Consider the following 23,213-nt stretch of genomic DNA (forward strand, 5'->3'; position numbering starts at 1 on the left):
GGCTTCTGATGCGGCCACATAAGCCGCTGGCCCCTTGCACATCAAGCCGGATGCTGCGGAGCGGGCTTCTTATTGCCGGCAGCGCGAAACGCTCTCCAGTTCGGCCTGAAAGACGGCGGAATCCAGATCAGGAAACCGGCTGTGGCCGCGGGCACAATGACCGCAAAACGCAGGATCGAAAGCACGACGCCGCAGAAGCCGACGATCCGCGTGGCGGTCTCCGCGCCGAAGCGTGGCGCAAGCAGATGCCTGGCGATCGCTCCACCGTCGAGTGGATAGGCCGGAAGGAGGTTGAGAATGGCCAGAACCGCATTCACCAGGGCGCCAAGCCAAAGCGTCCACTCAAGAAGCCGGTCCGGTCTCGGCGGCGGCCAACTGAAAAGACCGTTTGGCTCGGCCGGCAACAAGGGCCGGGCAAAAAGGTAATAGGCAGCGGCAAGGCCCGCCGCCAGGACGATGTTCACCAGCGGCCCGGCGAAGGAGATCCACGCCCAGCCGTAAGGCGAAGCCGCGCCGGGCTTGAACCAGGCGATCCCGCCGAAGAGGTACAGATCTATCCGTTGGGTGCCGATGCCTTGTCGCCGCGCTGCCCAGACATGGGCGAGTTCATGCAGAAACACCGACAGGAACAGCAGCGCGGCAAAGATGACCGTATGAGTCAGCGCGCTGCTGGGATGCCTCGACCATTCATGCAGGAACGGCAAGGCGGCGGGAATGGCAAAGGTCCAGCTGACACGAACGGGAATGTTCCCCTTAATCGTGAAGACGAATGCGTTGTTCTTCCTGTCCCAGCCGAACCGTTGCAAGCTTGCCTACTCCGCCCGGCGCAACGCTATGCGAGAATCCCGGCATACAAAAGAGAAAAGCCCGGTCGAAGCCGGGCTTTCGCATCCGTGCTTCAACGTCCACGATCTCAACTGCGCGGCTTGAGGTTCTCCGGGTCGTAGAGCGGTTTGTAGCCGACGCCGGCGACCTCGACCGGATAGGTCTCACCAAAATACTCGACCTGCAGCTTGCGGCCCTCCTGGGCGAAAGCCCAGGGCAGGTAAGCGAGTGCGATGTTCTTGCCGATCGTCGGGCCGTAGGCGACCGAGGTGGTGAAGGAGCGACGGCCGAGTTCGTCGACCAGTGTCTCGCCGGTCGCTGGATGCTGCACCGGCATGATGCCGACCGGATAGCGCGCAACGCCCTTGGCGTCCTTGTTCTCGGTCATCACCAGCGTGCACAGCATCGCCGGCTGGTGCTCGCGGGCGCGATACTCCAGGTGCTTGGCCTTGCCGCAGAAGTCGTTCTCCTTGACCTTCGGGCGGGCAAGGTCGGCCTCGAGCAGATTGTACTCGGTGAGCAGATCGGCGTTCTGCAGCCGCAGGCTCTTTTCCATACGGCGCGTGTTGGCGTAGGTCTCGACGCCGAAAGGCATGACGCCGGTCGAGCGCAGCGCGTCCCAGACGGCGAGACCATCCTCGTAGCGCATATGCAGTTCCCAGCCCTGCTCGCCGACATAGGAAATGCGGAAGGCGGTGACGTCCTTGCCGCCGATCCTGATCGGCTTGATCGCCGCGAACGGGAAATTCTCGAGCGAGAGGCCGTCCGGATTCTCGACCACCTTCTGCAGGGTCGCCCGTGCGTTCGGCCCCCAGATGCCGATGGTGACGTATTTTTCCGTCACGTCGGTGACGGTGGCGTCGAAGCCTTTGTCATGCGCGGTGCGCTGCATGTAGCGGAAGTCGCGCGGACCGGCATCGGCGCCGTCGATCACCCGGCAGCGGTCCGCCATGCGGATGACCGTGAAGTCCGCGCGCACCATGCCTTCCTCGTCGAGGAAGTGCGTGTAGATGCCCTTGCCGATATTGTTGTCGCCGCCGATCTTGGCCGCGCACAGCCATTCCAGCAGCGCGACATGGTCGGGACCTTCGACGTCGTACATCGAAAAATGCGACAGGTTGACGATGCCGCAATCCTCGCTCATCGCCAGATGCTCGGCGTTGGAGACACGCCAGAAATGGCGATTGTCCCATTCGTTTTCGCGCACGGGAACCCGGTTGCCATACTTTTCCAGGAGATGCTCGTTGGCGGCGTAGCCATGCGCGCGCTCCCAGCCGCCCAGTTCCATGAAATAGCCGCCGAGCTCCTTCTCGCGCTCCCAGAACGGCGAGCGGCGGATGTTGCGGCCCTTGGAGAAGGGTTCGCGCGGATGCACCGCCGGATTGTAGACCTTCATCGCCGTCTCGGTGCAGCGATCCCAGATGAACTGTTCCTGCGTCTGGTGCGGATAGAAGCGCGAATAGTCGATCGCATGATGGTCGACCTCGGTCCTGCCGTCGGTCATCCAGTCGGCGATCAGCTTGCCCATGCCCGGGCCGTCCTTGACCCAGATGGCGACGGCGTACCACAGACCCCTCACCTTCTGGCTTTCGCCCATCGACGGGCCGCCATCGGTGGTCACCTGCAGCAACCCGTTGAAGGAATGGCCCTCATTGTAGCCGAGCTCGCCAAGAATCGGCGTCAGCTCCATGGCGCGCTCCAGCGGCGCCATGATCTGCTCCATGTCGAGGTCGCGCTGCGACGGCGACAGCCGCGCCTGGTCCTTTTCGAGAAGGTCGCGCGGATGGCACAGACGCGGATTGGTTTCCTCGTAATAGCCCCACTCGATCTGGCCGCCCTCGGCGGTCTTCGGATCGCCGGTGTCGCGCATATAGGCCGAGTTGCCCTGGTCGCGCAGCAGCGGCCAGCCGATCTCCTTGCCGGTTCCGGCGAACTCGTTGTAGGGGCCGAAGAAGGTGAGCGGATGGTCGATCGGCATCACCGGCAGGTCCTCGCCGACCAGCGCCGCGGTGAGCCGGCCCCAGATACCGGTGCAGACCACAACATAATCGGCCTCGATCGTGCCGCGCTCCGTCACCACGCCCTTGATGCGGCCGTTCTCGACGACCAGCGACTTGGCCGAAGTGTTCGCGAAAGCCTGCAGCTTGCCGGAAGCGACGCCCTGATCGACCAGCTTGCCGGCGACCGTCTGAGAGCGCGGGATGACGAGACCGGCATCCGGGTCCCACAGGCCGCCCTGCACCAGATGCTCCTCGATCAGCGGGAATTTCTGCTTGATCTCGGCCGGCTCGATCAGCCGCGCGCGGGTGCCGAAGGATTTGGCCGAGGCGATCTTGCGCTTGATCTCGTCCATGCGGGCATCGTCACCGACGCGCGCTACTTCGAGGCCGCCGACGCGCGCGTAGTGGCCCATCTTCTCGTAGAAATCGATGGAATAAAGCGTCGTCCAGCAGGAGAGGAAATCGTGGCTGGTCGTGTAGCAGAAGTCCGACGCGTGCGCTGTCGAGCCGATATCGGTCGGGATGCCCGACTTGTCGATGCCGACGATGTCGTCCCAGCCGCGCTCGATCAGGTGATGTGCGACCGATGCGCCGACGATACCGCCTAGGCCGACGATGACGACCTTCGCCTTTTTCGGAAACTCTGCCATTGCCCGCGACTCCAAAGGTATAGACGGGCGCGTTTGCGCGCCCTTCGAATGGCGCACAATATGCAGAGGACGCGGATTGAGCTACCGCCTGTTTGCGACACGTCGCAGGTGCGGCGCGACCCTGCGCGCCGGCGGGCCGTCATCGGCAATTTTCGTTCAGGCGAAGGCCCAGATGTCCTCGGCCTGGAAGCCGACCTGGTAGCCGGCGGTCTTTAGCTTGACAACGACCTGGCCGATCTCGGCGGCCGGCAGCGCGCCGACCTCGACCTTGACCATGCCGGGGCGGTAGCGTTTGAGGTCGAGCTGATCGAACACCATCCAGTCGGCGCCTTCGCAGTCGACCAGGAAGGCGTTGATGTGGGTGATGCCGTTGCGGTCGAGCAGCGTCTGCAACGTCTCCGACGGCACCTCGATATCCTTCAGATGCGGCGCGAACTTGTTGAAGTTGGCGTCCGCCTCGCCCCAGGCGTTCTTGCCCGACATCAGATTGGTGTCGGTGACCGACGAGCAGCCGATGAACTCGATCGGCAGCGTGCCGGCCTCGAGCGCGGCGGCATCGAAAGTGTGCACGGTGATCGTGCCCTTTGTCCTCGTCACCGCAACCGGCTCGATGACGAAGCGTTCGGCATCCGGGTAATTGGCGCGCAGCCGCTTCTGGTTATACGGGATCGGTTCCACCAGCATGGCGCGGGCGCCGCGAATGCGGTGCAGCCACGGCGTCACGTCGTCGAACAGCGCGCCGTCGCAGGCGCCGACATTGACCATCTGGAACGGCCGGCCGCCGAAGCGGGCCTGCAACGCCGCCTTGGCGAGAAATTTCGTGCCGTGGAGCGAGGGGCTGCGGTCGAGAAGTCCGGCGGGCAGGCCGAGCGACAGGAAGATGCGCGCCAGGTTGGAAAGCGAGCTCATGACTTGTCTCCGGAAATGACCTGCGGCGCCGCGCGGCGGCCGCTTTGGCTTGCCGATGCCCACAGCGCCATGAGCGGCGCGACAAGCAGGAGGAAGGGCGGCAGAAGGTTGGGGAAATAAATGCGGGTGTCGTGGATCGGGAAGACGGCGAACTTCGCCAGCACGCCAAGCACCAGCGCCGCCAGCAGGATGCCGGCGCGGCGGTCGAGCCGGAAGCCGGCACGCTCGAGCCCGAACCAGCCAGCCAGCGCCAGCACCGAAACGCCGACCCAGTTGTTGACGCTGACGGCGCGCACCACCGACGCCGCGGAGGCCTTCAGATAAGCGGCCACCGAGAGCGGCGGCTCGAACCCGTCCATGTTGTAGTGCTGCTCGATGCTGGAAAACCAAAGATGCGGCCACCAGCCCGGATGCTGCGCCCAGTGCGAGATGGCGAAATAGGCGGCGAAGGAGGCGGCAAAGCCGGCCAACGCGCCCCACGCCCTCTCGCGGAAAGCGACGAGCAGCACCGCGAAAATGGCGAGGAAGACGATGTTGTCGGGCCTGGCCATGAACGCCAGGAAAAGCAGGACCGCCGTCGCCGCCTCGCGCTTGCGCACATAGGCGAAGAGCCCGCCGAGGAACAGTGCCGAGCAAAACAGGTCCGGCGTCGAAGCGCGTGCGGAGTCGCCGAAATCGGCCATGATCAGGATCGCGCCGACCACGGGCGCCAGCGCCAGCGCGCCTTGCGCGCGCAGCCAGGCGAGCGTGACGGCGCCGAACAGAAGCACAGAGAACACCTGAACCAGCCGCATCGCCTCGACCGGCGACACGACATGGCTGAGACCGGACAGTATCTCGGCATAGAGGAATTTGATGCGGTACATGCCGAGCAGCGAATGGAAGTCTGCGGCGTTCTCCGTCATGTGGCTGCGGAAGCCGCCGCCATCGTCGGTCAGCGTCTTGTAGTCGCCTGCCGACACGCCGGCCTTGACCGTGCTGTAGGCATAGTCGTGCAGCGCCTGCGGATTGGGATAGGCGCCCTCCTCGGCGATCGCCAGATAAGGCAGCATGTCCCAGTTGGCGTCGGGCATGAACCAGGCGGTCGCGGCGGTGAGCAGGATATAGAGCGAGAAGGCGGTCGCCCCGATCGATGCCGCCCATTTCGCGTAAGCCCCCTCGCCCCACGCCAGGCCGGCGCCGGTTAGCCATTCCAGCGGATTGGTCGGAGCGGACGGCCTGGTCAGCATGCTCAGCGGCCTCTATTTGCCGACCTGGCTTTTCACGAAATCCTTCACGATCGCCACGATGCCGCGCGACAACAGGCTGTCGAAAGCATCGACGAAGCGGTCGACATGCTCGGGCTGGCAGATCAGCGGCGGCTCGAGCCGGATGACGTTGCGGTTGTATTCGGTGAAGGCGACGAGCACGTCGTAGTCGCGCAACAAAAGCGAGCCGACGAAGCCCGACAGCGAGCCCTTCAGCTTGTCGTCGAGCACGCTCACGACCGGGCGCAGCACCATCGGCAGGGTCTGCGAGAAATCGTGGAACTCGAGCCCGATCATGAAGCCCTTGCCGCGCACGTCCTTGATGATCTTGGGGTATTTCTCCTTGAGCGCCCGCAACCGCTGCAGAAGGTACTCGCCCGTCGAGGCGGCGTTGTCGATCAGGCCCTCGTCATAGAGCACGTTGATGCCTTCGATCGCGGTGACGCAGGCCTCGCCCATGCCGCCGAACGTCGCCATGGCATGGATCATCGCCGTCTTCGGCGTGCCATAGGCCTTCATGTAGACGTCGCGCTTGGCGATCATGGCGCCGACCGCGGCCTTGCCGGCGCCCAGCGATTTCGCCAGCGCCGTCACGTCGGGCACCACCCCATAATGCTCGAAGGCATAGAAGCGGCCCGAGCGGCCATAGCCGCACTGCACTTCGTCGGCGACCCACAGCACGCCATGCTGGTCGCAAAGCGCACGCAGCTTCTGCCAATATTGCGCCGGCGCCTGGATGATGCCGCCGCCGCCCTGGATGGTTTCGAGCACGATGACGCCGATCTCGGGATCGCTCTTGAACAGGCGCTCGACGGCGTCGATGTCGGCAAAGGGAACGCGCACGACATTGTCCGCCACCTTGAAGTCGGCGCGGTAGAGTTGGCCGTCGGTGATCGCCAGCACACCCTTGGTCTTGCCGTGGAAGGAATTCTCGGCATAGACCACCTTCGGCCGCTTCGGGCCGGCGGCGCGCTCGGCGAGCTTCACCGCCGCCTCCATCGCTTCCGAGCCGGAGGAGCCAAGGAACACCATGTCGAGCTCGCCCGGCGAGCACTTGGCAATATTGTGCGCCAGCGCCCCCGCATATTGCGACATGAAGGCGATGGCTATCTCCTGGCGCTTCTCCTCCTGGAACTTCTTGCGCGCTTCCAGGATGCGCGGATGGTTGTGGCCGAAGGCGAGCGAGCCGAAGCCGCCGAAGAAGTCGAGGATCTTGCGGCCGTTCTGGTCGATGTAGAACATGCCCTCGGCGCGCTCGATCTTGATCTTGTGGAAGCCGAGCAGCTTCATGAAATGCAGCTGTCCGGGATTGAGATGCGCCTTGAACAGGTCGGTGATGCGGGCGACATCCAGCGCCTTGGCCTGCTCGACGCTGATCAGGTCGGGCTTGGCGATGGTCGCTGGTGATAGCGCCGGCGCATCGACCAGCGTGCGCGTTCCGCTATGTTCCGGCTTGGCCATGACGGTCATCTGAAAAATCTCCCCTTCGTCGCCTTATTCGGCGGGAACGTGTCTGGTGGCGACGGCGTGGCCGTCCTTCTTGGCGCGATATTCGCCATAGGCGGCGATCAGCATGTCCTCGTCGCGATATTGCGGCACCCAGCCGAGCTGGCGCTCGGCCTTGGACACGTCGAGCACGCATTCCTCGTCGGCGATCAGATACTGTTCCGGATCCATGATCGGCATGTTCAATAGGTCGAGCAGGTCGAGCGTGCGCTTGACCGCCCAGCCCGGCGTCGGCAACAGGATCGACCTCGAGCCGGCATGGCGGATCAGGTCGCCGAGCAGCCTCTTTACCGGCGGCGGACTGAGCGAGCCGAGATTGTAGGCCTCGTTCGGCACGCCGGCTTTCCAGGCGGCGCGGGCGGCTTCCGCGCAGTCGAACACCGAGATGAACTGATAGGGATTCCGGCCCGAGCCGATCATCGGCACAGGCAGGTTCCAGTCGATCAGCTTGAACAGCTTTTCCAGGATGCCGAGGCGTCCAGGGCCGATGATCAGGCGCGGCCTGAACAGCGAGATCGACATGCCGCGCTTGCGCCATTCGCCGGCAAGTTCCTCGGTCTTCAGCTTCGACAGACCGTACTCGCCGAGCGGCGAGACCGGATGGTCCTCGGTCATCGGCAGCACCACCGTGTGGCCGTAGATCATGTCGGTCGTGTAGTGGACGAGCTTCGAGGCGCCGGCCTTGTCCATCGCCTGCATGATGTGCTCGGTGCCGTGGAAATTCACCGGGAAGAAGAAATCATGCCGCTTGGCGCGCACCTGGATCGGCGACAGCATCTTGGCCGACAGATTGTAGACCACGTCGTCGGCCTTGAGCCCGACCGCCGCGACCGAGGCCGGATCGGTGACGTCGCATGTGATGAAGCGCACCGAGCGGTAATGCGGCAGGTCGCTCTTGACGATGTCGGCGACGACGACGGTCTCGCCGTCCGCGACAAGCTTTGGGGCAAGGTGACGGCCGACGAAGCCGTCGCCGCCGAAAATCACATGTCTCATCGAACGATCTCGCTTGCTTGGGTTCTGTCAGGCGCGATGGAAGCCGTCTGGTCCTCATGGCCTCGGCCACTTTGCGCGATCAGGATCGTGCCGACGCAGATGCAGGCGATGCCGGCGATGCGCCAGCCGTTGAGGTCCTCGCGGAAGACGAAATAGGCAAAGATCGCCACGGCGACATAGGCGAGGCTGAGGAAAGGATAGGCGAAGCTGAGCTCGACCTTGGACAGCACATAAAGATGCGATGCCATCGAGATGACGAAGGTGCAGAGGCCCAGGAACACCCAGGGGCTGAACACGATCTGCAGGAGCTTGACGAGCGGATTGGCGCCTTCGAAGGAGATAGGGCCTATCGACATCATGCCCTGCTTCAGCATCAGCTGCGCCGCGGCATTGGTCATGACCGTGAAGAGAATGAAGATTATGTATTTCATTGTTGCCACCCCGCCCCTTGGGCGGTCCTATTACAAACCTGCAAATATTTCGTGAAGCCACGATAGTGCTTTGAACAAACCATGGCGTAACGATTTATTTACCATGTTTTATTCGACTTTTATCTATTCTGCGGCTTCAGCTCTCCCTTGTCCGATCTCCAATCTCTTGGCGGTACGCGCCCAGAAGCTTGATGTGAAAGCCGGATCGCGAAGTGCCTCCAGGCGTTGCCATTGCGGAAACGACGCGGCGAACGTCTCTGGACCCATCCGGGCGTCCTTGTAAGGGTTCACCGCCCCACCCGCCTCGACGGCGACGCGGTCGAGTTCGGCAAGCAGTCGCAACGTCCTTTCGCCCCGGTTGGGGAAATCGAGCGTCAGCGTGTAGCCCGGCCGCGCGAACGACAGCAGCGCCGGCGAGCGGACATCGCCAAAGCGCTTGAGCACGGTCAGGAACGATCCCTCGCTCGCCCGCCGGGCCGCCTCGAGCAGCGCCGGGACGATGCGGCGCGCATTGGCCTCCGGCACCACGCTCTGGTGCTGGAAAAGCCCGCGCGGCCCGTAGAGCCGGTTCCAGTCGCGGATGCCGTCGAGCGGAAAGAAGAAACCCTGATAGCCCGCCTGACGCGGAGCCGCGGACCTGCCCTTTTTCCAGCGGTAGGCCGCGTTGAAGACGGTGAGGAAAGGCCGGTTGAGGACATTGAAGGGCGACTGCACCGGCACGGAAAGCCGGCTGCCGGCACGCGCGGCGGCATGCGAGCCGTGCTCGGCATGGTTGCCGGTGAACAGGAGCCCGCGCCCGCGCCTTTTGCCCCCGGCAAGCTGATCGATCCAGGCGACGGCATATTCGTTGGCCTGGTCTGCAGCCTCGGCAAGATCGAAGAATTCGCCGAGATCGCGAAACCGCGTCGCCTTTTCCGTTATGTCGAGCGAGGGCACCCGCATCAGCTTGATCGATGCCGAAAGGATAAGCCCGGTCAGCCCCATGCCGCCGATCGTTGCCGCGAACAGACGGACATTGTCGGTTTGCGAACAGCGATAGGTTCGGCCGTCGGACCGAAGCAGTGTCAAGGCCTCGACGTGGCAGCCGAAGCTGCCGCGCCGATGGTGGTTCTTGCCGTGGACGTCATTGGCGATCGCGCCGCCCAGCGTGACGAACTGCGTGCCTGGAAGCACGGCCGGAAAGAAGCCGTAGGGCGCGGCGTACGCGATGATGTCGCAAAGCAGCGTACCGGCATCCGCTTCGAGCACGCCGGTCTCGGCGTTGAAGGAACGGATGCGGTTGAGCGGCCGCATGTCGACCACCATGCCGGCATCGTTTTGGCAACTGTCGCCATAGGAGCGGCCATTGCCGTAACCGAGCAGCGATCCGGCTTTCGCCTCGCCACGCTTCAGCAAGGTGATCGCCTCGTCCGCCGGGATCGCCTTGCGCGCCGGCGCCGTCGCCAGTCCGAAGCTGCCGAAGCGCTCGTTCCTCATCACCAGCCTCCGGCGACGAGGAAGACCGCGCCGATGGCGACGACGATCTGGCTGCGCCAGTCGCGGATGATGAAGACGACCGGATCGTCATGCATCTCGTCGCGCCGGGCGAGGATCCAGACGCGCATCGTGAGATAGAGCACGATCGGCGCCAGCGGCCATATCAGCCAGGGATGCGGATAGAGCTCGCGCACCGCCGGGCTGTCCATATAGAGCGCCAGGACCAGCGCCGAGGAAAAGGCAGAGGCCATGCCGGCCTGGGCGACGATTTCCTGGTCCTCGGTGCGATAGCCACGACCGGCGATGCGCTCGCCCGGAGGAATGGCCGTGGTGCGCAATTCGACAAACCGCTTCACCAGCGCCAGCGATAGGAAGAAGAAGATCGAAAAGGCGAGCAGCCAGAAGGAGACGTCGACGCCGGTGGCCGCCGCGCCCGCCAGCACGCGGATCGTGTAGAGGCCCGCAAGCGTCAGCACGTCGACCAGAAGCATGCGCTTGAACGACAGCGAGTAGGCGGTGGTGACCGCCATATAGCCGGCAAGCACGCCAAGGAATTCGATCGGCAGGAACAATCCGACGGCGATGCCGATCGCGAGCAGCGCGACGATCGCGCCGAGACCGAACGGAATGGACAATGCACCGCTGGCGAAGGGCCGGTTGCGCTTTGTCGGATGCTTGCGGTCGAGCGCCAGGTCGAAGAAATCGTTGAGGATATAGATGGCGGACGCCACGGCGCTGAAGGAGACGAACGCCAGCAGGCACTGCCAGATCATGTTTGGGTTGAAATATTCGTGCGACAGCACCATCGGCACGGCGATCAGCGAGTTCTTCAGCCACTGATGCATGCGCAGCATCTTGACGTAGGTCCTCAGCGTCGGCTTCGGCGCCGGCATGGCCTCGGCGCTATGCGCCGCCTGCCAGCGCCGGGCGCTGCGGTCGGGCGCGACCACGAGCGCGTTGCGCGCGGCGTCGAACACTTTGAGGTCGTGCCGGCTGTTGCCGGCATAGTCGAAGCCCGCGTCGCCATAGGCGGCGACAAGTGCCGCGCATTTCCTGCCGGACGTCATGTTGTGCGGGCCATCGGTCGCCAGCACCTGATCAAAGATGCCGAGATGCGCCGCGATCGCCTCCGCGAACTTGTGCGGCGTTCCCGTCGCCAGCACGATCACGCGACCCTCCCGGCGCTCGGCGCGCAACCGGTCGAGCAGGTCCTGGCGGTAGGGCAGCGAGGCCGGATCGATGTCGACGCGCCTGGCGATCTCCTGCTTCAGCCGTGCGGGACCGCCGGTCAGCCAGAGCGGCACAAGAAAGAGATAGAGCGGGTTCTTCTTGAGCAGGATGAACAGGCCTTCCCACAGAAGGTCCGTCGCAATCAGCGTGCCGTCGAGATCGACCGCAAGCGGGATTGCGTTCCTGTCCGACCTCGCGTCCATTGTCCTGCCCCGATCGACCGCAAGATCCCGGAAAGGGACCACGCGCCAACTCAACCCACGCCATGTGCCGGCGTCCTCGGGTCGGATATAGCGGGTGATGACGCAGCGAACGTTAAAACGCCCGGTTGCAGCGCGTGGTCATACCGGTTTTCGGGCGTCATCGTTAAGCGACGGCTACCGAAAACGATAAAAGGCCGGACATCGGTCCGGCCTTTGCCAAATCTTGCTGCGCCAATCTTGCGGCGACGGTTACTTGATGCGGGCCGCACCGCCCGAAATTTCGACCGTTTCCGAGCCGGTCAGGGCTTCGAGGTCGCCATTGGGCAGGGTGACGAAGCAGCCGTTCGAGCAGAATTCCACCGTCTCGCCGGCGGCAAGTGTCAGCTCGCTCTTGGCGCCGCCTTCGGTCACGACCAGGGTCCGCGTCTGAGCGTCCCTGTTGATCGCGCTGGCGGCGAAAGCCGAACCGCCCAGGGCCAAGAAAGCGATGGCGGCAACGACAGACTTCCACATTGCATTTCCGGTGTTCACACACCGCCTCTGTTCAAATTTGCAAGGCATTCTCGCCCTTTGCATCGAAGCTTATATGAGATGTTACCTGAACCGCAACTGAATGCCGCATTCATGCCACAATCGGTTTCGGCGTCGGATGAGCGCAGCTTGCGTGGTCTGCAGGCCGGCCCCACCCGAATATTGGTACACCTTAACTCGGATCGGGCTTGCGGCCCTTGCGCTTCATCTTGGCCAGTCGCTCCCGCTCGGCCGCGGCTTCCGCCTCCAGCCTCTGCCGCTCGGCGAATTCGGCCTCGATCTTGTCGTCGTCGATCGGCCAGGCCTCGTGCTTGTTCGTTTCGACCACGGCGCGCGGCGTCGAGGGTATCTCGATCCGCTCCTCCTCGAAGATATCGAAGATGGCGAATCGGATGTCGTTCTGCACGACGCTGCCGTTCATGATGTCGGCGACGAAAACGCGGATTTCGAATTCGAGCGCGGCCGCCCCGAAATTGGCGAAGAGAACGAACGGCTCGGGGTTCTTCAGCACCATCGGATGGGCGCGCGCAATATCCATCAGGATGGCATGGACGCGCTTGACGTCGCTGCCATAGGCGACGCCGACCTTGATGTCGATGCGCCCGAGCTTGTTGCGATGCGTCCAGTTGCCGACCGCATTGTTGATCAGGTTCGAGTTGGGCAGGATCACCGCCTGGCGCTGGAAGGTCTCGATCTCCGTGGCGCGCACGCTGATCTTGCGCACCGTGCCGCTGACGTCGCCCGCGACGATCCAGTCGCCGACCTTGAACGGCCGCTCTGCAAGCAGGATCAGGCCGGAAACGAAATTCGACACGACGTTCTGCAGGCCGAAGCCGATACCCAGCGAAAGCGCGCCGGCAACCAGCGCGAGATTGGAAAGATCGATGCCCGCGGCCGAGATGCCGACCAGGCCGGCAATCGCCACGCCGGCATAGCCGACGCCAAGCCGGATCGAATTGCGCACGCCGGCATCGACCTTGCCGCGCGCCATCACCGAGCCATCCAGCCAGCCCTGGAACCAGCGCGTCAGGAAATAGCCGATGACGAAGACCACGATACCGCTGAGGATGCCGAGGAAGGAGATGGTCACCGAACCGATCGAGACCCCTGTCGCCAGCTTGTAGGCCCAGGCCTCGATATCGCCGGGCTGGAAGCCCCACATCAAAAGGATCAGCGGCAGGAACACCAGCACGATCATCAGGTTGATGGCGATGCTGACCACCAGGCCGAGCTGGTCGAGGGCGGTATCCTCGTAGCTGGAGTTTTCCGAAAGCCATCGTCCGACCGAAGTGTCGGCGAAACCACCCTCCTCCCCGATCGCACGTGCCGACAGAAAGCCGATATAGGCCGTCACCAGAACGGTGCCGGTCACCACGACCTGGAACGAGACGAAAAGTGCCAGGCCGATATAGCCGAGCAGTGCCGCCGCGATGGTGAACAGGCCGAGCCCGATGGCGATGAAACGAAGCCATGCCGGCCAGGGGCGCCATGCGCCGTCGGCGGCCCTGAAAGGCCGCAGCAACCCCATCAGGATGAGGATGACGCCGACGATGATGGTGGCGACAAAGCCCCTGGCGATCGTCAGCGAAAGCGGCGAACCCATCTTCTCGTTGACGACCGACAGGAAGTAATTGAACCCGAGCACCAGCGCCATGGCCGTCGTCAGCCCGACGAGCCAGCGCGCGGGACCGGTCGCGACCGGGATCAGCCGCCAGTTGGGCAGGCGCGGTTCGAGCGCCGCGTTGGTCAGCCGGTTGACGCAGAACACCATGCCGATCACCGTCAGCAAGGCATTGAGGAACGTGCCGATATCGCCCCGCAGCACATTGTAATAATTGAAGAAGAACACCGCCGAGGCGAAGAAGACGCCGAGCGCCAGGGTCGGCAGCAGCGTCGACCAGAAGGCCACCGACAGGCGGCTGAGATAGGACGGATCCTCGACGGTCGGGTCGGCCTCGAATATGCGGCCGAACAGGCGCCTGCCGCCGATCAACAGCACCGCCGCCAGCACCAGCGCCATCAGCGTCGCCGCGAGGATCGCCTGGAACTTGAACCTCACGGCGAAGCTCAGCCACGACGACACCGACTTGTAGAGGCCCGAGAACTGGTCGTGCGCGTCGGAAAAGGCCTGCGGGCTCAGCGCCTCGGTCAGGTCATAGTGCTTGGTGATGACGCTGCGGAAAAGCTCGCTGCGCATGACGGCGATCTTGTCGACCAGCCCGTTGACGCGGATCGACAGGTTTTGCGCACTGGCGACGACCGCGTTGATCTGAGCCTTTTCCGAGGAGAGCGCGCTGCGCTCGTTGTTGACGATCGCCGGCTCGGCAGGTTGCCCCTGCGCCGGTGGCAAGCCGAGCACCTCGACGCGGTTGTTGATGTCGGTGAGGCGCTGCCGGAATGCCAACGCGCTGTTCAGCGCCGCCCGCGAAATATCCTCGAGCTGCAACCGGATGTCGACGAGCCCCGCATCGTCCTCATCGGGGTCGCCTAATTTCTTCTCCAGGCCGTCGGTCTTGGCCGTCAGGTCCTGGATGGCCTTGGTCTGGTCGGCGATGAGCTGCGATGAGCCATGGCCGATCGCCTGCGCCGACGCCTCCAGCGCCGGCTGCCCGAAGACAGCGACGATGACGACCAGGATCAGTCGCAGCAGGCGGAAGAACATGAGTTTGTTGGCGACTCGCAGCCGAAAAATCCTCGAAATTTCCGCCCTTGATAAAGACCGCCATATCTGGCGGCAAGCCGTCCCCACCGCATCGGCGAGAGTCGGCCTGTCGAAAAGCGATGGCGCAATCTTGGCTTTGCGCTTCCCGCCTGCTCTATAGTCTGCCGCTCGCATCATAAGGACGATAGGAAGAATGGCGGAATATTCAGCCTTCTCGCTGCTCAAGAACGCGCTGACCGGCAACAAGGATTGGAAGCCCGCCTGGCGCAAGCCGGACCCCAAGGCTTCCTATGACGTGATCATCATCGGCGGCGGCGGCCACGGCCTCTCGACCGCCTATTATCTTGCCAAGGAACACGGCATCACCAATGTCGCGGTGCTGGAAAAGGGCTGGCTCGGCTCCGGCAATGTCGGCCGCAACACCACGGCGGTGCGTTCCAACTATCTCTTGCCGCAGAACACCCGCTTCTACGAACATTCGATGAAGCTGTGGGAGAACCTTTCGCACGACCTCAACTACAACGTCATGTTCTCGCAGCGCGGCTGCCTCAACCTCGCGCATACGCCCGCCCAGCTCGACGATTATGCCAGGCGCGGCAACGCCATGCGGCATCTCGGCGTCGACGCCGAGCTGATGAGCGTCGACCGGATCAAGCGGCTTGTGCCGGCGCTGGACGTCTCGGGTTCGGCGCGCTTCCCGGTTCTTGGCGGGCTGATGCAGCCGCGCGCCGGCACCGCCCGGCACGACGCGGTCGCGTGGGGCTATGCGCGCGGTGCCGACCGGCGCGGCGTCGACATCATCGAAAATTGCGAGGTTACCGGCTTCCTGCGCGACGGCGGCCGCATCACCGGCGTTTCGACGACGCGCGGCGAAATCCGCGCCAAGAAGGTCGCGCTTGCGGTTGCCGGCAGCACCGGCCAGGTCATGCAGCTTGCCGGCATTTCGCACATGCCGATCGAAAGCCACGTGCTCCAGGCCTTCGTCTCGGAATCGCTGAAGCCCATCGTCGACACCGTTCTCACCTTCGGCATGGGCCATTTCTACATTTCGCAATCCGACAAGGGCGGCCTCGTTTATGGCGGCGACCTCGATGGCTACAACAGCTACGCCCAGCGCGGCAGCCTGCCGATTGTCGACGAGGTGATGAGCGAGATGCTGGCGCTGTTCCCCGGCCTGGCCCGCGTGCGCATGCTGCGCTCCTGGGGCGGGCTGTGCGACATGACGATGGACGGTTCGCCGATCATCACCACCGGTCCGCTGCCGGGCATGTATCTCAATTGCGGCTGGTGCTACGGCGGCTTCAAGGCGACGCCCGCGTCGGGCTGGTGCTTTGCCTACACCATTGCCAAGGACGAGCCGCACGAGTTCAACGCGTCCTTCACGCTCGACCGCTTCTATCGTGGCCTGATCATCGACGACAAAGGCCAGGGCGCGAACCCGCGGCTGCATTAGGGTTTTGAAAGAGAATGCTTATCACCTGTCCCTATTGCGGGCCGCGCGACGTCATCGAATTCACCTACCAGGGCGACGGTAACCGCGAGCGGCCGCAGCCGGCCTCGCAGAACCTCGACGCCTGGAACGCCTATGTCTACGACCGGCTGAACCCGGCCGGCGATCACAACGAGATCTGGCAGCATTCCGGCGGCTGCCGCGCGCATCTGAGGGTCGTGCGCAACACCATCACGCATGAGATCCTGAGCACCGCCTTCGCTCGTGGCGGCCACAAGGCGGGGGGCCGCTCGTGAGCCCTCGCCGCACGGAGACCGGCGGCCGGATCGACCGGCTGCGCACCATCCGCTTCACCTTCGACGGCGCGCCTTACACCGGCCATGCCGGCGACACGCTGGCCTCGGCGCTGCTCGCCAACGGCGTGACGCTGTTCGGCCGCTCCTTCAAATATCACCGCCCGCGCGGTCTGCTTGCCGCCGGCGTCGAGGAGCCGAACGCGCTGGTGACGGTGCTGCGCGGCGAAGTGCGCGAGCCGAACATCCCGGCCACCATGGTCGAGATCTATGACGGTCTCGTCGCCGTCAGCCAGAACCGCACGCCTTCGCTTGCCTGGGATGTAAGCGCGATCAACCAGCTCGGCGGCAAGATCTTGTCGGCCGGCTTCTACTACAAGACCTTCATGGGGCCAGTGATCGGCCCGCTGAAGGGCACGCGCTTCTGGATGTTCTGCGAGCATTTCATCCGTCGCGCCGCCGGCCTCGGCAAGGCTGGCACCGCGCCCGATCCGGCGCGCTACGAGCGCATGAACGCTTTTTGCGACGTGCTGGTCGTCGGCTCCGGTCCGGCCGGCCTGATGGCGGCAAAGGCCGCCGCCGACCAGGGCGCCCGCGTCATCCTCGCCGATCTCGAGGCCAACTTCGGCGGCTCCGCCAACTGGTCGGGCGAAACCATCGACGACATGCCTGCCGCCGACTGGGCCCAGCGCACCGTTGGCCAGCTCGAAGGCAACGACAATGTCCGCCTTTTGCCGCGCACGACGGTGTGGGGTTATTACGACGGCAACACGCTGGCCGCGCTCGAACGCGTCACCGATCACAAGGAAGTGGCCGCCAAGGGTGAGCCGCGCCAGCGCTACTGGGCGATCCGCGCAGGCACCGTGGTTCTCGCCACCGGCTCCTTCGAGCGGCCGCTGGTGTTCCCGGGCAACGACCGTCCCGGCGTCATGCTGGCACATGCGGCGGAACGCTACGCAGTTGAATATGGCGTGCTGCCGGGACAGCGCATCGCGCTCTTCACCAACAATGACAGTGCCTACCGCTCGGCCCTCGCCTTGAAGAAGGCCGGCGCCGCGATCGTTGCCATCGTCGATGTCCGAAGCGACGCCTCGAACGACATGCGCCGGCTGGCGAGCGAAGCCGAGGCCGAGCTGCTGGACGGCCATGCCGTGATTGCGACCGAGGGCGGCAAGGGCCTCACCGGCCTCAAGGTGCAGCGCTTCGACGCCACGAGCGGTGCGCTGAGCGGCGACGAACGCAGCATCCATGCTGACAGCCTTCTGATGTCCGGCGGCTGGTCGCCGACCATCCATCTTGCCAGCCAGGCCGGAGCGAAGGCCGAATGGAACCCGGCACGGCAGGCCTTCCTGCCGCCGAAGCCGACGCAGAGCTGGCCAAATCAGCAATGGATTGGCGCCGGCGCCTTCACCGGCAGTTTTTCGACTGCTGAAGCCATCGCCGAAGGCCGCGCGGCCGGCCTTCAGGCGGCTGGCGGTGCAGCGTCATCCGCTCCCCTGCCCGTCGTCGAGGCGGCCCCCGGCGATCCTGACCCGGCGCCGGTCTTCGAGATCAAGGCCAGGGGCAAGAGCTTTGTCGACTTCCAGCACGACGTGACCGCCGAGGACGTGCGGCTGGCGCATCGCGAAGGCTTCGTCTCGGTCGAGCATCTGAAGCGCTACACCACGCTCGGCATGGCGACCGACCAGGGCAAGAACTCCAATGTGCCTGGCCTTGCCATCATGGCCGAGGCGCTCGGCAAGCCGATCCCCGAAGTCGGCACGACGCGCTTTCGCCCGCCTTACACGGCGGTGTCGATCGGCTCCTTGGCCGCCGAACGCTTCGGCGACCTCAAGCCCGAACGGCTGACGCCGATGCATGACTGGCACCTCGCCAATGGCGCGAGGATGTATTCGGCCGGCCTCTGGTACCGCCCGATGATCTACGGCCTTGCCGGCGAGACGGTCGAGCAGGCCTATGTCCGCGAAGCGAAAGCGACACGCGAAAGCGCCGGCATCGTCGACGTCTCGACACTGGGCAAGATCGCGGTGCAAGGGCCCGACGCGGCCGAGTTCCTCGACCGCGTCTACACCAACATGTTTTCCACACTCGCGGTCGGCAAGGCCCGCTACGGCCTGATGCTGCGCGAGGACGGACTTGCCTTCGACGACGGCACCACCTGGCGGCTTGGCGAGCAGGAATTCCTGATGACCACCACCACCGCCAATGCCGGCAAGGTGATGCAGCATCTGGAATATTTCCTCGACGTCATCTGGCCGGAGCTGAAGGTCACCGTCACCTCCGTCACTGACGAATGGGCGGGCGCGGCGATCGGCGGGCCGAACGCGCGCGCCATCCTTGCCTCCTGCGTCACCGGCACCGCCGTCGACAACGCCAGCCTGCCCTTCATGGGCATCGTCCATGGCCGGATCGCCGGCGTTCCGGTGATGATCTGCCGGCTGTCCTTCTCCGGCGAAATGGCGTTCGAGGTCTATTCCGGCGCCGGCTACGGCACCCGCGTCTGGGAAGCCTTGATCGAGGCCGGCAAGCCTTTCGGCCTGGTCACCTACGGGCTTGAGGCGCTGGGCACGATGCGCATCGAGAAGGGCCATGTCACCGGCGCCGAGATCGACGGCCGCACCACCGCGCGCGATCTGCATCTCGACTGGATGCTGTCGAAGAAGAAGCCCTTCATCGGCTCGGCCATGATGGACCGTGAAGGCCTGATCGCGCCCGACCGGCTCGAACTGGTCGGGCTGATCGCCCTCGACAACCGGCCGCTCAACGGCGGCGGACACATCGTCGAGGAACTGGACGAGGCCAATCCGCACGACTCGCTCGGCCACATCACCGCCTGCTGCTATTCGCCGGCGCTGGGCAAATATGTCGCGCTGGCTCTGGTCAAGAGCGGCAAGGCGCGTCACGGGACCCGCGCGTTCGTCTCGGATCCGCTGCGCAACCGGTTCGGGCCGATCGAGATCGTCTCCAACCACTTCTACGATCCGGACGGGAGCCGCATGCATGGCTGAGCACCAGTTGCCAGAACGCCAATCGCCGCTCGAACCGGACTATCATCTGGGGTCGCACGGCAATTTCGAACATGGCGTCGATGTCATCCTGTCTGAGACGCGGCCGGGCTCGATCCTGCAGCTCGCCGCATGGCCGGGCGAAGAGAAGCGGCTGATCGAAATTGTCCGCAAGGTCACCGGGCTCGCGCTGCCCGACGGCGCCGGCGGTGGCGCGAGCAACGGCGCCCGCGCCGTTTTCGGCTTCGCGCCGGGGAAATTCACCGTGGTGGACGAGGCCGAAGGCCTGGCTCAGGCCTTTGCCGGATCGATCACGCCGGCCATCGGCACACTGACGGACCTTTCGCACGGCCGCACCGCGATCCGCATCGCCGGCCCGAAGGCCGAATGGGTAATGGCGAAATTCTTCGCCATCGACTTCGCCTTGCCGGCCTTCCCGCTCGGCGCTGGACGTTCGACCAACCATCACGACGTCTTCGCGCAGATCCAGCGCACAGGCGCCGACCAGTTCGACATCTACGTCTTCCGCTCTTTCGCGCGCTCGTTCTGGAATTCTTTGTGCCACGCCTCGGAGGAGGTCGGTTACGAAGTGCAATAGCCCGGCGCGGCAAGATCAGGAATGGTCCAGCCGGCATCTGGCACTACGGACGATTACAACTGCTGCTTGAGCGTTGGGCCAGCAGGGACGATAGATAGGAATCATCGGCGTTTGCCAGGGCAAACGTCCGCTCAGGCAACCAGTTCGACCATACTCTTCCATGACTGTTGAGACTTCGGCGACGGCCACGACCCGCTTTGCTCCGGCGGGCGGTCCGTCGATGCTGTTGCCGGCGACCGTCGCCTGCGGCGTGTTCATGACCAGCCTCGACCAGAATGTCGTGGTTACCGCGCTGCCCGGCATCGGCGAGAGCCTCGATCGCCCGCCAAGCCAGCTTGGCCTGCTGATCACGGTCTACGTCGCGAGCCTCATCGTCACCATGCCGCTCGGCGGCTGGTTGGCCGACCGCTTCGGCCTGCGCAACGTCTATTGCTTCGCGCTGCTCGTCTTTGCTGGCGCCTCGGCCCTGTGCGGCCTTTCGGAAAACATCTGGATGCTGGTCGGCTCGCGCGCCTTGCAAGGCTGCGGCGGCGCGCTGATGGGCACGCTTGGCCAGGTCGTGATCCTGTCGAGCTTCCCGCGCGACCGCACGCTGAAGATCAACATGTATATCTCGCTGGCCGGCCAATCCGGGCCGCTTGTCGGCCCGCTCGTCGGCGGCGCGCTCACCACTTACGTCTCCTGGCGCTGGATCTTCTACATCAACATCCCGATCGCGCTGACCGCCGCGATGCTGGCCGCCTCCATGTTTCCCACGACGACCAAGCCGGTCCGCACGCCGTTCGATTTTCCGGGCTTCCTGCTCGTCGGCAGCGGCATGGGGCTGCTGGTCTTCGGCATGGATTCGCTTGCCGCCAAGGATGCCGCAAGCAGTCTCATCGGCATCGAGCTTGGCCTGGCGATCGTCATCCTGGCGGTTGCCGCCTTCTATTGCCTGCGCGCCCGCAACCCGCTGCTCGATCTCAACCTGCTGCGCATCCGCACCTTCCGCATCTCCTTCCTCACCGGCGGCGCCCTCGACACGATTGGCCTGAGCTCGGTGGTTTTCCTGCTGCCGCTGATGTTCCAGCTCGGCTTCGGCATGAGCGCCGTGCAGGCCGGATCGCTGACCTTCGTCGCCGCGATCGGGTCGTTGATGATGCGCTTCTTCATGCCGCGCCTGTTGAACCGCTTCGGTTTCAGGCGCGTGCTGGTCACCAACACGCCGATCGTCGCTTTGCTGGTCGCAGGCTTTGCCCTGATGCAGGAGGGCCTGCCGGCCTGGATCGTCCTGGCCTACATCTTCGCCTTCGGCGTCTTCCGTTCCGTGCAATGGGCCTCGACCGGCAACCTTTCCTATTCGGATATCGCGCCGGAGCAGCTCGCGCGCTTCAGCGCGCTCTATTACATCTTGTGGCAGCTTGCGGTGGCGATCAGTGTCGGCCTCGCCGCTGCGCTGCTGTCGCTGCTTGCCGGCGGCGGCAAGGCCAGCGTCAACGACTATCGCATCCTGTTCGTCATCGAAGGGCTGATCACGCTTTGCGCGCTGTCGGCTTATCTCAGGCTGACGCCGCAGGACGGCGCCCATGTCAGCGGGCACGGCGCGCATATGAGCACCGATTAGCCGACCGAGAAACTCGGCGCCATTATTCCGCGAAGCTTACCCAGTCCTCGAGCGGCGCGCGGTCGGTGCGGAACTCGTTTTCGGGCTTCGACGTGTCCTCATAGCCGAGCGCCATGCCGCAGACGACGATCTCCTCGTCGGGAATACCGAGCACCGGCCTGATCTGGCGGTGATAGGGCGCGAAGGCCGCCTGCGGGCAGGTATGCAGCCCCCTGCCCCGCGCCGCCACCATGATGTTCTGCAGGAACATGCCGTAGTCGATCCACGACCCCTGGTTCAATCTCCGGTCGATCGTGAAGATCATGCCGACCGGCGCGTCGAAGAAGATGAAGTTGCGGTCGTGCTGGGCGCGCATCCTGTCGACCTCGCGGCGGCCGATGCCCAGCACGCCATAGAGCCCGAAGCCGTTGGCACGGCGGCGCGTGAGGTATGGTTCGAAGAACTGGTCGGGATAGTAGCGGTACTCGTCCCACTCCGCCTTTTCGGCGCGGATGCCGGAATTGAGGATGGCGTCGCTGATGCGCTGCTTGACCTCGCCCTTGGTCACATAGACGCGCCAGGGCTGCATGTTGGTGCCGGACGGCGCGCGCGCGGCGACGGCCAGGATCGCGCGGATCGTGTCATCATCGACCATATCGGGCAGGAAGGCGCGCACCGACCGGCGCGACATGATCGCCTCATCGACGATCTCCGCATCCGACGCGATCCGGATGTTCTTCTCAAGCATGGGTCGTCCCTTTCGGCATGGCCAGAAACCCGCAACCCGGTTTCCTTAACGACCATCCGCAGACTATAAGCTAAAACTGGTCCCCGACCGGACGCCCCACTCGCCGCTCGTGCGCGAGCCTTTGCATCAACCGCCGAAAACGCGCAAGCAAATCTTGTGGCCTATGAAAATCTCCTTGATTTTTTCATGATTTTACCCTCTCATGAAATTTATCCAGATTTTTTCACGAGCAACCTTTGACCCCGACCGCGACCAAATCGGAGCAGGACAATGGCGACCGGCTGCTGGCCGGCGACATCCGTGCGCTCCGCAAGGCGCGCGGCCTCACGCTCGCTGAAATTGCGCTCAAGTTAGGCCGTTCGGTCGGCTGGGTCAGCCAGGTCGAGCGCGGCCTCTCGGTTCCTTCGCTCGGTGACTTGAGGGCATTCGCCAGCCTCTTCGATGTTCCGATCAGCTTGTTCTTCAGCCATGATGTCCCTATCGAGCAGGAGCGCGGCGTGGTCGTGCGCGCCGGCAGCCGCCGTTCGCTTGGCACAAGTGAATCCGGCCTGGTGGAGGAGCTTCTGTCGCCCGATCTCGGCGGTAGCTTCGAGATGCTGCGCTCGGTCTTCGCGCCGGGCGCGGAGCTGAAGACCAAAGCGCGCCGCCCGACGGAAGAAGCAGGCTATGTCGCGTCGGGCACGTTCGAGATCGAGATCGACGGCGTCTGGCATCGTCTCGGCGAAGGCGATTCGTTCCGCTTCGAGGGCAAGCCGTTCCGCTGGCGCAATCCTGGGGTCGAGGCAGCGGTCGTCATTTGGGTGGTTTCACCGCCTGTCTATTGAACACTGCATGCCGCCCAAAAGTGCCCAGCGGTTTTGGGACAACGGCA

General features: G+C 64.3%; 18 protein-coding genes. 6 read left to right on the forward strand and 12 right to left on the reverse strand.

Features of this window, described 5'->3' with window-relative positions; all coding sequences use genetic code 11:
* Positions 1 to 41 precede the first annotated feature (41 nt).
* From FJ418_RS11365 to FJ418_RS11415, 11 genes are all read right to left on the reverse strand, one after another.
* Positions 42 to 806 (reverse strand): site-2 protease family protein, encoded by a 765-nt coding sequence (locus FJ418_RS11365; RefSeq protein WP_140865487.1) that lies wholly within the window; start codon positions 804 to 806, stop codon positions 42 to 44.
* 107 nt (positions 807 to 913) lie between these two features.
* Positions 914 to 3,475 carry an FAD-dependent oxidoreductase gene (locus FJ418_RS11370; protein ID WP_140865489.1) on the reverse strand — a complete coding sequence of 854 codons (2,562 nt, stop codon included), beginning with the start codon at positions 3,473 to 3,475 and terminating at the stop codon, positions 914 to 916.
* A gap of 156 nt (positions 3,476 to 3,631) precedes the next feature.
* A complete protein-coding gene (locus FJ418_RS11375) occupies positions 3,632 to 4,384 on the reverse strand; it encodes an FkbM family methyltransferase (protein ID WP_140865491.1) in 753 nt (250 codons plus the stop codon).
* A complete protein-coding gene (locus FJ418_RS11380; protein WP_140865493.1) occupies positions 4,381 to 5,613 on the reverse strand; it encodes a hypothetical protein in 1,233 nt (410 codons plus the stop codon). The genes FJ418_RS11375 and FJ418_RS11380 overlap by 4 nt, the downstream gene beginning before the upstream one ends.
* Before the next feature lie 12 nt (positions 5,614 to 5,625).
* On the reverse strand, positions 5,626 to 7,092 hold the full coding sequence (locus FJ418_RS11385) for an aspartate aminotransferase family protein (RefSeq protein ID WP_181166905.1): 1,467 nt from the start codon (positions 7,090 to 7,092) through the stop codon (positions 5,626 to 5,628).
* Between the two features lie 33 nt (positions 7,093 to 7,125).
* Positions 7,126 to 8,133 carry an NAD(P)-dependent oxidoreductase gene (locus tag FJ418_RS11390; protein ID WP_140865497.1) on the reverse strand — a complete coding sequence of 336 codons (1,008 nt, stop codon included), beginning with the start codon at positions 8,131 to 8,133 and terminating at the stop codon, positions 7,126 to 7,128.
* Positions 8,130 to 8,564: an EamA family transporter gene (locus FJ418_RS11395; RefSeq protein ID WP_140705610.1), complete on the reverse strand. Its 435-nt coding sequence runs from the start codon at positions 8,562 to 8,564 to the stop codon at positions 8,130 to 8,132. The genes FJ418_RS11390 and FJ418_RS11395 overlap by 4 nt, the downstream gene beginning before the upstream one ends.
* Before the next feature lie 123 nt (positions 8,565 to 8,687).
* Positions 8,688 to 10,040: an FAD-binding oxidoreductase gene (locus FJ418_RS11400; RefSeq protein ID WP_140865499.1), complete on the reverse strand. Its 1,353-nt coding sequence runs from the start codon at positions 10,038 to 10,040 to the stop codon at positions 8,688 to 8,690.
* A complete protein-coding gene (locus FJ418_RS11405; RefSeq protein ID WP_140865501.1) occupies positions 10,040 to 11,473 on the reverse strand; it encodes a UbiA family prenyltransferase in 1,434 nt (477 codons plus the stop codon). The genes FJ418_RS11400 and FJ418_RS11405 overlap by 1 nt, the downstream gene beginning before the upstream one ends.
* 249 nt (positions 11,474 to 11,722) lie before the next feature.
* Positions 11,723 to 11,986, reverse strand: a complete 264-nt coding sequence (locus FJ418_RS11410) for a hypothetical protein (RefSeq protein WP_140865503.1) — start codon at positions 11,984 to 11,986, stop codon at positions 11,723 to 11,725.
* Positions 11,987 to 12,176: 190 nt separating this feature from the next.
* Positions 12,177 to 14,666, reverse strand: a complete 2,490-nt coding sequence (locus tag FJ418_RS11415) for a mechanosensitive ion channel family protein (RefSeq protein WP_140865505.1) — start codon at positions 14,664 to 14,666, stop codon at positions 12,177 to 12,179.
* A gap of 193 nt (positions 14,667 to 14,859) precedes the next feature.
* Here FJ418_RS11415 and FJ418_RS11420 point away from each other — a divergent pair, with 193 nt between their 5' ends.
* The 5 genes from FJ418_RS11420 to FJ418_RS11440 all read left to right on the forward strand — a co-directional run bounded on the left by FJ418_RS11420 (position 14,860) and on the right by FJ418_RS11440 (position 21,615).
* A complete protein-coding gene (locus tag FJ418_RS11420; protein ID WP_140784752.1) occupies positions 14,860 to 16,119 on the forward strand; it encodes a sarcosine oxidase subunit beta family protein in 1,260 nt (419 codons plus the stop codon).
* Positions 16,120 to 16,133: 14 nt separating this feature from the next.
* The gene (locus FJ418_RS11425) at positions 16,134 to 16,412 is read left to right on the forward strand and encodes a sarcosine oxidase subunit delta (RefSeq protein WP_140646633.1); all 279 of its coding nucleotides are present in this window, start codon (positions 16,134 to 16,136) and stop codon (positions 16,410 to 16,412) included.
* The gene (locus FJ418_RS11430) at positions 16,409 to 19,417 is read left to right on the forward strand and encodes a sarcosine oxidase subunit alpha (protein WP_140865507.1); all 3,009 of its coding nucleotides are present in this window, start codon (positions 16,409 to 16,411) and stop codon (positions 19,415 to 19,417) included. The genes FJ418_RS11425 and FJ418_RS11430 overlap by 4 nt, the downstream gene beginning before the upstream one ends.
* A gap of 7 nt (positions 19,418 to 19,424) precedes the next feature.
* On the forward strand, positions 19,425 to 20,012 hold the full coding sequence (locus FJ418_RS11435; protein ID WP_140865581.1) for a sarcosine oxidase subunit gamma: 588 nt from the start codon (positions 19,425 to 19,427) through the stop codon (positions 20,010 to 20,012).
* A gap of 160 nt (positions 20,013 to 20,172) precedes the next feature.
* Positions 20,173 to 21,615 carry an MFS transporter gene (locus tag FJ418_RS11440; RefSeq protein ID WP_140856388.1) on the forward strand — a complete coding sequence of 481 codons (1,443 nt, stop codon included), beginning with the start codon at positions 20,173 to 20,175 and terminating at the stop codon, positions 21,613 to 21,615.
* Positions 21,616 to 21,637: 22 nt separating this feature from the next.
* On the opposite strand, the gene FJ418_RS11445 is transcribed toward FJ418_RS11440, so the two are convergent.
* Positions 21,638 to 22,342, reverse strand: coding sequence for a nitroreductase (locus FJ418_RS11445; RefSeq protein ID WP_140646639.1), 705 nt, complete (start codon positions 22,340 to 22,342; stop codon positions 21,638 to 21,640).
* A 236-nt stretch (positions 22,343 to 22,578) separates the two neighbouring features.
* Here FJ418_RS11445 and FJ418_RS11450 point away from each other — a divergent pair, with 236 nt between their 5' ends.
* Positions 22,579 to 23,166, forward strand: a complete 588-nt coding sequence (locus FJ418_RS11450; RefSeq protein ID WP_246672481.1) for an XRE family transcriptional regulator — start codon at positions 22,579 to 22,581, stop codon at positions 23,164 to 23,166.
* The last annotated feature ends 47 nt before the right edge of the window (positions 23,167 to 23,213 follow it).

The sequence above is a fragment of the Mesorhizobium sp. B2-8-3 genome (genome assembly GCF_006440815.1).
Classification (GTDB): Bacteria; Pseudomonadota; Alphaproteobacteria; order Rhizobiales; family Rhizobiaceae; genus Mesorhizobium.